Source organism: Lederbergia galactosidilytica (genome assembly GCF_017873565.1).
Taxonomy (GTDB): Bacteria; Bacillota; Bacilli; order Bacillales; family Bacillaceae_C; genus Lederbergia; species Lederbergia galactosidilytica.
Genome location: NZ_JAGGKH010000004.1, coordinates 113,773 through 125,996, shown reverse-complemented (window position 1 = coordinate 125,996; position 12,224 = coordinate 113,773). Strand labels below are relative to the sequence as shown.

13 protein-coding genes are annotated in these 12,224 nt (G+C 37.5%); 7 read left to right on the top strand and 6 right to left on the bottom strand.

Annotated features, from left to right (window positions below):
* Positions 1–43 precede the first annotated feature (43 nt).
* The gene (gene glgD, locus J2Z23_RS05625; RefSeq protein ID WP_057981761.1) at positions 44–1,147 is read left to right on the top strand and encodes a glucose-1-phosphate adenylyltransferase subunit GlgD; all 1,104 of its coding nucleotides are present in this window, start codon (positions 44–46) and stop codon (positions 1,145–1,147) included.
* A 12-nt stretch (positions 1,148–1,159) separates the two neighbouring features.
* Entirely contained in the window at positions 1,160–2,608 is a 1,449-nt protein-coding gene (gene glgA, locus J2Z23_RS05620) for a glycogen synthase GlgA (RefSeq protein WP_209973437.1), read from the top strand.
* A 58-nt stretch (positions 2,609–2,666) separates the two neighbouring features.
* Here glgA and J2Z23_RS05615 read toward each other — a convergent pair whose 3' ends face one another.
* Positions 2,667–3,857 carry a coenzyme F420-0:L-glutamate ligase gene (locus tag J2Z23_RS05615; RefSeq protein ID WP_057981763.1) on the bottom strand — a complete coding sequence of 397 codons (1,191 nt, stop codon included), beginning with the start codon at positions 3,855–3,857 and terminating at the stop codon, positions 2,667–2,669.
* Between the two features lie 137 nt (positions 3,858–3,994).
* Here J2Z23_RS05615 and J2Z23_RS05610 point away from each other — a divergent pair, with 137 nt between their 5' ends.
* The gene (locus tag J2Z23_RS05610) at positions 3,995–4,879 is read left to right on the top strand and encodes a LysR family transcriptional regulator (protein ID WP_064468755.1); all 885 of its coding nucleotides are present in this window, start codon (positions 3,995–3,997) and stop codon (positions 4,877–4,879) included.
* Between the two features lie 123 nt (positions 4,880–5,002).
* Here J2Z23_RS05610 and J2Z23_RS05605 read toward each other — a convergent pair whose 3' ends face one another.
* The 3 genes from J2Z23_RS05605 to J2Z23_RS05595 form a co-directional block, all read right to left on the bottom strand.
* A complete protein-coding gene (locus tag J2Z23_RS05605; RefSeq protein ID WP_057994504.1) occupies positions 5,003–5,212 on the bottom strand; it encodes a hypothetical protein in 210 nt (69 codons plus the stop codon).
* 82 nt (positions 5,213–5,294) lie between these two features.
* Positions 5,295–6,740 carry an anti-sigma factor gene (locus J2Z23_RS05600; RefSeq protein ID WP_209973435.1) on the bottom strand — a complete coding sequence of 482 codons (1,446 nt, stop codon included), beginning with the start codon at positions 6,738–6,740 and terminating at the stop codon, positions 5,295–5,297.
* Complete coding sequence (locus tag J2Z23_RS05595) at positions 6,706–7,263, bottom strand: RNA polymerase sigma factor (RefSeq protein ID WP_057994503.1); 558 nt, start codon at positions 7,261–7,263, stop codon at positions 6,706–6,708. Before J2Z23_RS05595 ends, J2Z23_RS05600 begins: the two co-directional genes overlap by 35 nt.
* Positions 7,264–7,659: 396 nt before the next feature.
* Here J2Z23_RS05595 and rlmD point away from each other — a divergent pair, with 396 nt between their 5' ends.
* The 4 genes from rlmD (at position 7,660) to J2Z23_RS05575 (ending at position 11,078) form a co-directional block, all read left to right on the top strand.
* Entirely contained in the window at positions 7,660–9,054 is a 1,395-nt protein-coding gene (rlmD, locus tag J2Z23_RS05590; RefSeq protein ID WP_209973433.1) for a 23S rRNA (uracil(1939)-C(5))-methyltransferase RlmD, read from the top strand.
* A 240-nt stretch (positions 9,055–9,294) separates the two neighbouring features.
* A complete protein-coding gene (locus J2Z23_RS05585) occupies positions 9,295–9,432 on the top strand; it encodes a hypothetical protein (RefSeq protein WP_209973431.1) in 138 nt (45 codons plus the stop codon).
* Positions 9,422–9,928: a sugar O-acetyltransferase gene (locus J2Z23_RS05580; RefSeq protein ID WP_238482626.1), complete on the top strand. Its 507-nt coding sequence runs from the start codon at positions 9,422–9,424 to the stop codon at positions 9,926–9,928. The genes J2Z23_RS05585 and J2Z23_RS05580 overlap by 11 nt, the downstream gene beginning before the upstream one ends.
* A gap of 148 nt (positions 9,929–10,076) precedes the next feature.
* Positions 10,077–11,078 (top strand): zinc-dependent alcohol dehydrogenase family protein, encoded by a 1,002-nt coding sequence (locus J2Z23_RS05575; protein ID WP_209973429.1) that lies wholly within the window; start codon positions 10,077–10,079, stop codon positions 11,076–11,078.
* Between the two features lie 90 nt (positions 11,079–11,168).
* On the opposite strand, the gene J2Z23_RS05570 is transcribed toward J2Z23_RS05575, so the two are convergent.
* Together J2Z23_RS05570 and J2Z23_RS05565 are read right to left on the bottom strand one after the other, a co-directional pair.
* The gene (locus J2Z23_RS05570) at positions 11,169–11,648 is read right to left on the bottom strand and encodes a DinB family protein (protein WP_209973427.1); all 480 of its coding nucleotides are present in this window, start codon (positions 11,646–11,648) and stop codon (positions 11,169–11,171) included.
* Between the two features lie 94 nt (positions 11,649–11,742).
* Positions 11,743–12,219, bottom strand: coding sequence for a DUF6985 domain-containing protein (locus J2Z23_RS05565; protein WP_209973425.1), 477 nt, complete (start codon positions 12,217–12,219; stop codon positions 11,743–11,745).
* Positions 12,220–12,224: the final 5 nt, after the last annotated feature.

Below are 12,224 nucleotides of genomic sequence, written 5' to 3'. Positions count from 1 at the left end.
TCTTACTTCTTAGCACACATCTTATAAGGGAAGGGCGTTGGAGATGAAAGTTTTGGGGATTATTAATTTAATGAATGAAAAGACATTTTTAAAAAAATTAACGGAACAACGAAGTTTGGCTTCGGTCCCATTTGCAGGCCGTTATCGCTTAATTGACTTTACTTTGTCTAATTATAGACATGCAGGGATCAAACAGGTAGCTGTATTCACAAGCGGAAAATTCCGCTCACTTATGGATCATTTAGGGGCTGGAAAGGAGTGGGATTTGGACAGACATAATGGTGGTCTGTTTATCCTTCCTTCTGATCATCCAGATAAAAACTTAACTGCAGATATTCCTGCCTTTTATAATTATCTTGAAATGTTTCGCCGCTCTCCGGCAGAATTCATTATTCTTTCGCCAGGCTACCATGTTGGGAAAATAGATTATCAAGCTGTGATTCAACAACATGAAAATAACCGAGCTGATATCACGGTTTTATACAAACATTATGACGGAGACTTGATTCGAAAACCAATCTATCATAAATGTCGTTTACGTGAGAACGGGAGTGTGAAGGATATTGAACTATATTCAATTCCACATAAAGGGGATCCCATTTGTTTGGAAACCTATGTCTTAAAAAAGTCATTATTTATTGAAATGATTGCTCAATGTTTTCAAAACAATGAAGATGATTTCTTAAAAGACGGGATTAAGGCTCATCTGGATCAGTTGCATATCCAAGGCTATTCTTTTCAAGGGCATATGCCATTTATTCATTCCATGGAAAGCTATTATGCTAGTAATATGGAGTTTCTAAATCCCGACATGATCCGTGCTTATTTCTATGAACAATGGAATATATCGACCAAAGTGAAACATGAGGCCCCTGCCAAATATTCAGCGACATCCAATGTATCCAATTCCTTTATCGCTAATGGCTGTGAAATCGAAGGAACAGTCGAGAATAGTGTGTTATTCCGCGGAGTGTCCGTGAAGAAAGGTGCGATTGTGCGAAATAGTATTATTATGCAAAAAGGAGAGATTGCAGAAGGCGCCTATGTAGAAAATATAATTGCGGATAAACATGCGAGGATAAGCGAAAAAACATCTTTGATCGGTGAAGTAGAACCAAAGGTAATTAAAAAATCGGAAATTGTTTAATGGAGGGCATTTATGAATGTATTATTCGCGGCTTCAGAATGTGTGCCATTTATTAAAACAGGCGGTCTTGGGGATGTTATTGGTGCGTTGCCAAAGGTTCTACAGACTCAAGATGTAAAGGTAAGTGTCATTTTACCAAAATATGAAGACCTTCCCTTTGAATATAAACAACAGTTAGCTTTTGTGAGGAGCATCGAGGTACCTGTTGGCTGGAGAGTACAATATTGTGGAATTGAACAGATTACAATGGAAGGGATCCGCTACTATTTTTTAGATAATGAATATTATTTTAAGCGCCATGGCAGTTATGGATTTTTTGATGATGGGGAGCGTTTTGCGTTTTTCTCAAGAGCGGTACTGGAGGCTTTGCCTTATTTAGAGGATCAAATAGATATTATCCATTGTCATGATTGGCAAGCGGGTCCTATTAGTGTTCTATTAAAAGCTCATTATCATCACCACCCATTTTATCGTCATATCCGAACGATTTTTACGATACATAATTTGCGTTATCAAGGAGTGTATCCAAAGTCCGTTTTGGCCAATCTGTTGGATTTAAGTGAATTGTATTTTCATATGGATGGTCTAGAATTTCATGGGAATGTCAGTTATTTAAAGGCTGGATTGGCTTATTCAGATCTTGTCACGACCGTGAGTCCGACTTATGCTCAGGAAATTCAAGATCCCTATTATGGTGAACAGCTAGACGGTTTCTTAAGAAAAAGGAAGGATGAACTAAAAGGGATTTTAAATGGGATCGACGCTGAACTTTATAATCCTGTGACAGACCCGTTTATTGATGAAAATTATGAAGAAATAAAAGGGAAGTGGAAAAATAAGGAAAGGTTGCAAGAATATCTAGGTTTGCCTGTCGATCAAGAAATTCCGGTTATTTCCATGGTCACCCGCTTGGTTGAGCAAAAAGGCTTGGATCTTGTCCTCCACGTCTTTCATGAAATCATGAACATCGGCGTTCAGTTTGTATTGCTTGGAACAGGAGAAGAGAAATATGAACAGGCCTTTAGGGAATTAGCCGCACAGTACCCAGAAAAGGTTTCCTTTCAAAATCATTTTGATGAGGGGGTAGCGCGGAGAATCTATGCCAGCTCTGATTTGTTTTTAATGCCTTCACAATTTGAACCTTGTGGAATCGGTCAACTTTTAGCCTTACGCTATGGCACCTTGCCGATTGTCCGGGAAACAGGAGGCTTGCGTGACTCTGTCATGCCGTACAATGAATTTACGAATGAGGGGTATGGTTTTTCATTTGCGAACTATAATGCCCATGACATGCTCTATACGATTGAAAGAGCCGTTTGGTTATATTGCTTTCAGCCTAAAAGATGGAGAATACTAGTAGAAAGAGCGATGAAGCTCGACTTCAGTTGGGAGGCTTCGGCAACGCAATACAAGGAGATATATGAAAGCTTGTTATCCACTCGAGCGCTTCCTGTGGGATGATAGATCAATGCAAAAAAGACCGAGTAAATGATATCCACTCTTTACTCGGTCTTTATTATTAACTCGTATAATTATCAAAATACCCCTGAATAAAGACAATCGGTGTGCCTTTATCTCCGCTTCCTGAAGTTAAGTCAGAAAGAGAACCAATCAAATCGGTTAATTTTCTTGGTGTTGTTCCTTGGGCTTCCATAGCCCCCACAAGGTCTTCCCCTTTATTATCAATAAATTCATTGATCGCTTGCTGAAGTTCTTCCCCTCTTAGATTTGAGAAGTTATTATCCGCTAAGTATTTTAATTTCACTTCATTTGGGGTCCCATTAAGTCCTGCGGTATAAGCCGGAGATACAACTGGATCAGCAAGTTCCCAGATTTTCCCAACAGGGTCTTTAAAGGCTCCATCCCCATATATCATCACTTCTACCGTTTTGCCTATTTTTTCTTTAAGTGTCTGTTGAATTTGATCAACAATTGGCTGGCAATCCCGTGGAAAAAGTTTTACTGCATCTTCTGTTGATTTATTGGAGCCTAGAAGGCCATAAGTTTCATTAAAACCACTACCATCAACAGATTCTGATAGAATATTATCCAAGCTATAAATCTTTTCTCCGCCATTTGCATTCAAAATTCTTTTTGTTCTTTCTCTTGTATGAATGTCACAAGTAAGGACATTTTTTGTATAATCTAAAATGGTCTTTGGATTGTTAGAAAATATTACTTCACAAGAAGTGCCACAGTCTTCAATCAAGGATTTATAATATTCAATATAATCGACACCAGTAAATGTATGTTTGATAAAGCCAAAATGGTTGCGGAATTGTTCTTCCGTTAACACATCTGTCCACGGATTAACTCCTTTTTCATCAAGCAAGTCGATATCCACTAGATGGTTTCCTACTTCATCAGAAGGATAACTCAGCATTAAAAAAATCTTGCTTGCCCCTTTCGCAATACCACGCAAACAGTTGGCAAAACGATTTCGGCTTAAAATCGGGAAGATAACGCCAACCGGTTCATCACCGAATTTTGCTTGAACATCTTTTGCAATATGATCGACAGTTGCATAATTCCCTTGAGCACGGGCGACGATTGATTCTGTAATGGAGACAATATCTTTATCCTGAATTTGAAAGCCTTCAACCTCAGCTGCTTTTAACACACTATCAACAACAATGTCTTCGATTTGATCTCCTTGATTAATGATCGGGCAACGAAGACCTCTGGCTATTGTTCCAACTACTCTTTCCAATATGACCGCTCCTTAAAAAAAGTTTGTTAACTTGCTAAAAACATTTTACATTTAATTAACTCACCCTTGTAATATACAACATAATAATGATATAAGTAAAATGAATATATCAAATGGCCGATATAAGGAGTGCTTATATGATTAGTAAGTTAGATTTATATAAAGTATTCTGCCAGGTCGGAAAAGATAAAAGCTTTTCCAAGGCAGCAAAAGCATTGTATATGACACAACCAGCTGTCAGTCAGGCGATGAAACAGCTGGAAAATGAATTAGAAATACGCCTATTCAATCGTACACCAAAAGGCGTATCCTTCACGAATGAGGGGCATCTTCTTTTTGAGTATGTCCAATCGGCCATTAATTTAATTGAAACAGGCGAAGAAAAAATTTTAGAATTTAAAAACCTGACAACAGGTGAATTAAAAATCGGGGTAGGCGATACTATTTCCCGGCACTTTTTGCTTCCCTATTTAGAAACCTTTCATAATCGCTATCCCAATATTAAATTTAAGATCGTCAATGGCACGACTTTAGAAATGTGTTCCCTGCTAAAATCGGGTGGTATTGATGTGGCAATCTGTAACTTTCCGATTGAAGATCCGAGCTTAGAACAAATTCCATGTCTAGATATTCATGATATCTTTGTATGTGGACAGGAGTATAAAAATGAGTTAAATGAACCTTTAAGCTTGGAGAGAATCACAACATTTCCTTTGATCTTGCTAGAACCTAAATCAAATTCAAGAAAATATATAGAGGATTATATTAGGTCTAAAGGAATCCAAATTGAACCAGAATTCGAATTAGGTTCTCATGACTTATTATTGGAATTTGCGAAAATCAATCTTGGAATCGCCTGTGTGACAAAGGAGTTTTCCATGGAATATCTGGATAATGGCTTGTTATATGAAATTAAGCTTACGGAAAGCATTCCAAAAAGAAGCGTAGGCGTTTGCTTTTTAGAAAGTGTCCCCTTATCGCCAGCATCCATGAAGTTTGTTGAGGTAATAGAGGGAAAATGAATTGAAAAAAGTATTAGAACTGTAAATGGAGAATAAGGAGGATTTTCCAAGTATTGGAAAAAGCCCAATTCCTCAATTAAAAGGGAAATTGGGCTTTCTAAAAATCCCGTTAGATTCAAAAAATTAAGTAAACCAAGCTTTATCTAACTTATCATAATAGGGTTTCAACTCTTGTTGAAGTTGCTGATAGACTTGTTTTTCTTCCTGTTTTAATATTTCGACACACCCATTAGCTTGAGAGACTTTCAGTTGATAAGGCACTATATCTTTTAACAATGAGATAAATTGATAAAATTCTTGAGGATCTAAGACTTCCTTAAGGTTCAGCACCATCCTATAACCTCTCTTTCATAGAAGCATCCCGGATAAGCTTTTCAATTTTGATTAATCAATGATTTTGTTCTTATCCTTTTTATTATTGCCTAATATCAATCCACCAACGATCTTCTGCATTCATGTCTTCCGTATCACCAAACCCACTGTAATGAAAAGCATCCAGGAAGATTGAATCCAGTTTATCCTCATCTACAAAATATCCTAAGTTAATTTGCATTGTTTGCCCTGGTTGGAGACTGCCAATATTGTAAAAGCCTTTTCCATCTCCATGTGGCTCTAGATAATCAACCTCTCCTGTCATGATACTATTTTCGGCAATCCCTTCTTCTTCAGCATAATTCCATGCATTATTTTCCGATTTAAGCACTTGTAAGGACGGATGCATATAGATTTCTTCTGTTGCCTGTTTACTATTGTTTTTCACTTTTGTTGTCAGATAAACAAATTTGAGGTTTACTGAAGGTGATTCTATTAATTTGTTAATCGAATCCTTACCGTCTCCTACTTGATATACATCACGTTTGTATGGCAATAATTTCTTCGTCTCGTCTAAGGCCTTATTCTCAGTTAGCGTTCCTAGCCCAAAGGGATTAAAGTTTTCTTCTTTAAAGTCTTCAATGGAATCAAAGACTTCCACTTTCTCTATCACATAATCAAGTTTGTTGATAATTCCAGTTTCCACTTGCTCTAAAGTTACGGGCACTGTTTGCCCGACATTGAATAATTGACGACTATCCTTCTTTAATGGAATAACACTCAATTCTGCCGGTTCCTCTGCGGCCTCTTTTTCTTGGTTGGCAAGGAATTCATCATAATCCAGTGTGTAGGATGCATTTTCTTCTGAAGTTGGTTTAAGGGAAACATTCTCCATGACGGCCATCAATTGTTCTTCCGTTACATCCGTTCCAACGTAACTTTCTAACAAAATTCCCTCTTCCTCGAATAAGAGAAAGACTTGTCTATCGAATGTTAAATTATCATCGCCCATATCCCTATTGACAACCACTGCTTTTTTGCCATTAAATTCCTTTTCCTCAAAATCTCTTGAGTATAAAGTTGAAAAATCTGAACTCTCTCCTAACCTCCAGAGTAGGAAGGAAAACCCGCCTTGTGCGTAGTTATCTTTAAAGGAATATTTCATAGCACCTTCACTAATTTCCTCCATATTTTCCGGTAAATAGCCGACATCCAACTTATATGGTTTATCATTTTTTGCGGCTTTATTTGTCACGGAAACATTTACTTCATAATTTTGTTTTTGCACAATCATATCATATGCTTTTACTGCACCAAAGACAGTCGTTGGCATGCCAATGAATAAACAGGCAGCGGCAATTAAAATGCTCTTCCTTTTCCTTCTGGACTGGGGCTGTTTCCCTTTCATTTTAATTCCCTCCATAAACATTTTCTTCTTGTTCATGTAGGTATCTGAAAACATGTGTGGCTCTTCTAGTGTGTCAAAATCGTCTAAAGCAATTTTTTCAGCTATTTCATCCATTTTTTTCGAGTCTTCTGAATTCATCATTTGGCTTACCTCCTATGATAGTAAGTACTCGTTTTCGAGCACGTTCAAATTGTTTCCGCACATTCATTTCTGTCATTCCCATAAGCTTGGAAATTTCCTGATAGTTTAAGTCATAGAAAACCTTGTATTTAAAAACTTGTTTATAAGACTCTTTTAACGTTTTTAGCAATGTATCAATCTGAACCTCAGACATTAAACGCTGTTCCCACTCTTCGATATTTTTATCTGCTACTACTGTCGCTTCTTTTTGATATTCCTCTAAGAGTATTATCTGTCGTTTATTTTTCCGATAACTATCAATGGCTTTGTTTTTCGCAATGCGCAGAATATAGCGCTTAATTTCCTCCGTGTTCAAGTTACCGATTTTTTCTAGGTGCTGATAAAGAGTAATAAAGGTCTCTTGGACTGCATCTTCAGCCTGTTGTATATTATTCAAGATAGAATAAGTAACATAGTATACTTTTTGCTCATACAGCTCGTACAGTTCTTCCATCTTTTCATAGTCCTTGTTTGCACTACTCATGTAATACCTCCTTTCACTCTATATAACGAATAGAGCCCACGCTTTTGTGACACTTCCTTTATCTATTAAAAAGCTAACAATAAATTAAGAGTGGAACTTATTCCAAACTATATACGTTGTAAAAACGTACCTATGATTGTCTCTAAAATAAATAATACCAATATCATTTATTGAAATAACTACCTTTTTATAATGAGCTCTAGATAGAGGGCTTGAATGCAATTTTATCCATCATTCCCTCTTGGGACACAATCCGTTATAATAGGAAGGTATGTAAAAAGAGCTACCTATAATTTTTACAATTGGAACATAATGATCAAACAGATATATAGAATTTGGAAGAGCTAGCGCCTAGATTTAAGGCGCTTGTGCTGTTCCAAGGAGGAGGGACCCTGAATGAAAGAGATGATGGGAGAAGTTTTAGTCACAGAAATCCGCCAATTAGATGCAAAAGGTTCAGGACAAGCAGTCTTCTGGCGAGAAAATGAACATGGGAATAAAAAGAAATTAAAGTTAACTATACCTCGTACATTACCTGGAGAAAAGGTGCAAGTCACTGTGGATCAACCCCACCGTAGAAGAAGGAAAGCTATTCCGGATGAGATTATCGAGGCACATCCTGAAAGAATCGAACCAGCATGTCCCCATTTTGACCTTTGTGGAGGGTGTGTGTGGCAACATTGGCAGTATACTGGCCAACTAAAACAAAAAACCAACCATGTGAAACAAGCATTGAAAGCTCAAGGTTTTGATCCGAACCTAGTGAAAGATGCCATTGGCATGGAAGAACCTTGGCGTTATCGTAATAAAATGGAATTTACTTTTTCACCTGAGGGTGATCTGGGATTACATGAACAAGGCAATTTCCGCAAGATCATTTCTTTAGAAACCTGTTTAATTGCTGGAAAAGAAATGGTTGAAGCAACGATGGAAGTGGCAGAGTGGGCTAAAGAACATCAATTAAAAGGTTATGATAAAGATGCCCATAAAGGTTTATTACGTCATTTGATGGTGCGTCAATCTTATGCAACAGGGGAAATTATGCTGGCGCTTTTTGCCACTGAAGATCCGTTTCTGCACCTTGATGAAGAGGTAAGAGATCTAGTTGAGCGTATTGAACAAAAGTTTCCACAAGTGAAAAGTCTTTTGTGGATGGAAAATACCGATTGGGCTGATCGGACACAATCGGAAAAGACACATATCTTATCTGGTCGTGATTTTATTTATGATGAAATGCTCGGGTATCGTTACCGTCTTTGGTTTGATACTTTCTTCCAAACGAATCCAACCCAAGCCCAGAAGTTAGTAGAACTAGCCTTAGAGATGGGGCAGCCGCAACCAACAGAGAAGATGATAGATTTATTCTGTGGAGTTGGCACGTTTTCCTTACCTTTTGCAAGTAGAGTAGGAAAACTAGCTGGGATTGAGATTGTGGAAACATCGATCCAATCAGCTAAACGAAATGCGGAAGATAATGGTATTTCCAATACCTACTTTTTAGCTAAGGATGCTCGAAAGGGAATTGATCAAGTGTTAGAGAGTTTTGGAAGACCGGAGCTATTACTACTAGATCCGCCACGTTCGGGAGCTGGTGGAAAAGTCATGCGCCGAATTGGTCGATCCCAACCGGAAAGGATTGTCTACGTATCTTGTAATCCCGATACATTCGCAACGGATCTTAAAGAGCTTATTCCATTCGGCTATAAATTAGAAACTGTCCAGCCCGTAGACTTATTTCCACAAACTTATCATGTGGAGTGTTGCGCGTTATTGACATATACAGGTGCCTAATTAAAATAATGATTCCGGATTTTAGATTTTACCCAATACTTTTCCCGGTTTTCCTCAACAGGAATCCGGGATTTTTCTATGTCTCTCGATTCTTTCCCTATTTAGATTATTTGATATGAGCTTGAGCGGGAATTTCTTGTGGCAGATATGTATAAAAAGATGTGGAAATATGAAAAGTTGGCAGGGAAGAAATTAAATAATATTTAAAGTTTATGATAAAATGGAAGCGGTTGTGAAGAAGTGCACTTAAATTGGAAAGAGGATAGAGAGGAAAAAGCTGCTATGAGTGCTAAAGATAAAATGTTGAACCAAGAATACTATAAGCTGGGACAAGGAGTTAACCGCGGAGAGAGAAAAAGCAAAAGATTTGATATTTGAATTTAATAATATAAACCCATCAAACCGTTATGAAAGAAGCAAAATTATTCAAAGGCTATTTCATTCTGTAGGGGAAAATCCGTGGATTGAATCTCCTTTCAGCTGTGATTTTGGTTCTAATATTTCAATTGGGGATAACTTCTATGCAAATACAAATTGTACAATTTTGGATTGTGCCAAAGTTGCGATTGGAAACAATGTGTTATTTGGTCCAAATGTTAGTCTATATACACCAAATCATGCTTTTGATGCGGTTGAGCGTAAAGAAGGTTATGAACGTTCACTGCCCATTAAAATTGGAGATAATGTTTGGATTAGTGGTTCAGTTACAATTGTTCCGGGGGTGACGATTGGTGAGAAAACTATTATTGCTGCGGAAAGTGTTGTAACAAAAGATATACCTTCAAATGTTATCGCGGCTGGTGTACCATGTAGAGTAATCAGGTCTATTACAGAAAAAGATAAAGTTGGGTTGGAAATTACTGAAAATACTTAATTTGTTGAAGTATATATAGGAAAAATAATAATCGCGATAAATCTGTTTTTCAAATACAGCAGAACTATTCATTTGAAAGCCTCTCATAAACATAGTTTTTAACAAAAATATTGTTTTTTAATAAATGATAAAGGGTGGTGTATAGTCGATGAAAGCAGCCGTATTATCGAACAAAATGGAGATGGAGGTTAAGGAACTTTCCATTCCCACTCCACTGGAAGACGAAATCATTATAAAAGTAAAAGCTTGTGGTATTTGCGGAACAGATCAGCATATTTATCACGGTCAACCAGGATCTGCAGCAGTAGACTATCCGATCGTTTTAGGCCATGAATTGGCTGGTGAAGTTGTCGAAGTTGGAGAAAGGGTAACAAAATTTAAAGCGGGTGATCGCGTATCGATCGATCCGAATATCTATTGTGGGGAATGTGCGTATTGCCAAAGTAACCGCCAACATCTTTGTGAAAACTTGCAAGCAATTGGGGTGACGAGAGATGGAGGAATGGGAGAATACTGTGCGGTTCCTTCTGCGAATTGTTATCTGATTTCAGATGAAATGTCCTTTGAAGAGGGAGCGATGATTGAGCCACTTGGCTGTGTATTGCATGGCTTTTCTCGAATAAACATTCAGCCAGGAGCTTCTGTTCTAGTGATCGGGGGCGGATATATCGGCTTAATGATGTTGCAAATGGCGAAAGTTTATGGCACGTTTCCAATAGTCGTAAGTGAACCAGATCAATCAAAGCATAAACTTGCCCTTCAGCTAGGGGCAGATGAGGCCATTTCTCCCGATCAGCTTGATCGAAATACAGAAGGCTTTGATATCGTAATTGAATGTGTAGGAAGAAAGGAAAGTATGGAACAAGCAGTAAAAATGGCAAAAAAGGGTGGGGAAATTTTATTATTTGGTGTAGCTGCACCAGACACAAAAATGGAAATCCATCCTTTTGACATTTTCTCAAAGGAACTAAGCATAAAAGGATCCTTTATCAACCCATATACACATGAGCAAGCGATCGCATTAGTTGAAAGAGGCAAGATACAAATCAAACCATTGTTAAGCCATCATTTCAAACTAGAAGAGGTGCCTAATGCAATGAGAGATTATCGTAAAATGAATGTTATTAAGGGGATTATTCAATATACATAGAAAGATATGTATAACTCAACGCTTCTCTCATCGCAGGGAAAAGAGAAAATAGCTGCTCTTTTCCCTGTGATCAAACATGTCAGTATACCTTTAATGGGCAGGAGCCTTAGAGAAGAATGCCTTTAATTGCGCAATATGATGATGATCATGAGGAATAAAGCCGATTAAATAATAATAAGCGGAAAAAGGCTTTCCATCTCCGTCTATATGTTCAATTGCGAAATCGTCTTCGCTAATGGAGTCGAGTTGGCGAAGAAGTTCATTGCGATAATGAATAGATGCATCAATGATCTCTTGCTGCTTTTTATCCTTTGCATAGTCAACTGCCTTCTTATTGAACTCATCGAAATCAAGATGTTTTGCTGTTATAGGCTGATGGCTTGTTATTTTCTGAATCGCTTCTTCTAGAAAGTATTTGTCCCAAAGCATCATATGGGTAATGACATCTCGTACCGTCCATTTACCTTCCGCGATCTGACTATTCCACTTTTCTTCTGCTAAACTTCTTAATGATTGGACAAAAGGGATAAATTCAGTAAATTCGTTGATCAATTCCTCTTTATTTTGCATCATTTTTCCTCCACCATTTATTTTTTTACAATATACTACATTCTCTCTAGTTCTCTGAAAACCCTTTGTTTATATGCAAGAGCGAAAAGTCTGCTTAAATGACCTGATGGGCATAATTATAGGAGTCTTTATATGTCTCAGGTTCATCCCAAGCTCCCATACCATTAAAGGAGGAGAGATATAGTAATTTTCTTCCACGGATGATGATTTCTATCCCATGCTCTATTTCCCAGTCGCAATTTCCTTCCAAATGGATAACTGGTTTATGCCGATCTTTTGGTTTATCGATGATTAATCCGGTTAGATCAATATAATTCAGAATATCGCTTGTCTTTGCAATTTTTGGTGGTTCTTGCCCTACATCATCACAGAAATCTTCGCAATAGGCGATGGCAGCTTGGCAAATCTCATCAATCAACTTATCATTTAAGAGATTTAAAGCCTCAACACAAAAAAGTCCATATTCAAGATCTGCTCCATCTGCTATCCAAACTCGAAGCTGTTTATCAAATAATTTGCAATATATTGTTCCTTCCATCCCATATTCCGTTTCGGTAATATTTTCAATCATTCTTA

Excerpts from the sequence above, each read along its gene's own strand:
- J2Z23_RS05595 (WP_057994503.1), bottom strand. The coding sequence starts at position 7,263 with ATGAGTAGTGCAAACAAGGACTATGAAAAGATGGAAGAACTGTACGAG.
- J2Z23_RS05605 (WP_057994504.1), bottom strand. The coding sequence starts at position 5,212 with ATGGTGCTGAACCTTAAGGAAGTCTTAGATCCTCAAGAATTTTATCAA.
- rlmD (WP_209973433.1), top strand. The coding sequence starts at position 7,660 with ATGAAAGAGATGATGGGAGAAGTTTTAGTCACAGAAATCCGCCAATTA.
- J2Z23_RS05565 (WP_209973425.1), bottom strand. The coding sequence starts at position 12,219 with ATGATTGAAAATATTACCGAAACGGAATATGGGATGGAAGGAACAATA.
- J2Z23_RS05600 (WP_209973435.1), bottom strand. The coding sequence starts at position 6,740 with ATGATGAATTCAGAAGACTCGAAAAAAATGGATGAAATAGCTGAAAAA.
- J2Z23_RS05575 (WP_209973429.1), top strand. The coding sequence starts at position 10,077 with ATGAAAGCAGCCGTATTATCGAACAAAATGGAGATGGAGGTTAAGGAA.
- J2Z23_RS05610 (WP_064468755.1), top strand. The coding sequence starts at position 3,995 with ATGATTAGTAAGTTAGATTTATATAAAGTATTCTGCCAGGTCGGAAAA.
- glgA (WP_209973437.1), top strand. The coding sequence starts at position 1,160 with ATGAATGTATTATTCGCGGCTTCAGAATGTGTGCCATTTATTAAAACA.
- J2Z23_RS05570 (WP_209973427.1), bottom strand. The coding sequence starts at position 11,648 with ATGCAAAATAAAGAGGAATTGATCAACGAATTTACTGAATTTATCCCT.
- glgD (WP_057981761.1), top strand. The coding sequence starts at position 44 with ATGAAAGTTTTGGGGATTATTAATTTAATGAATGAAAAGACATTTTTA.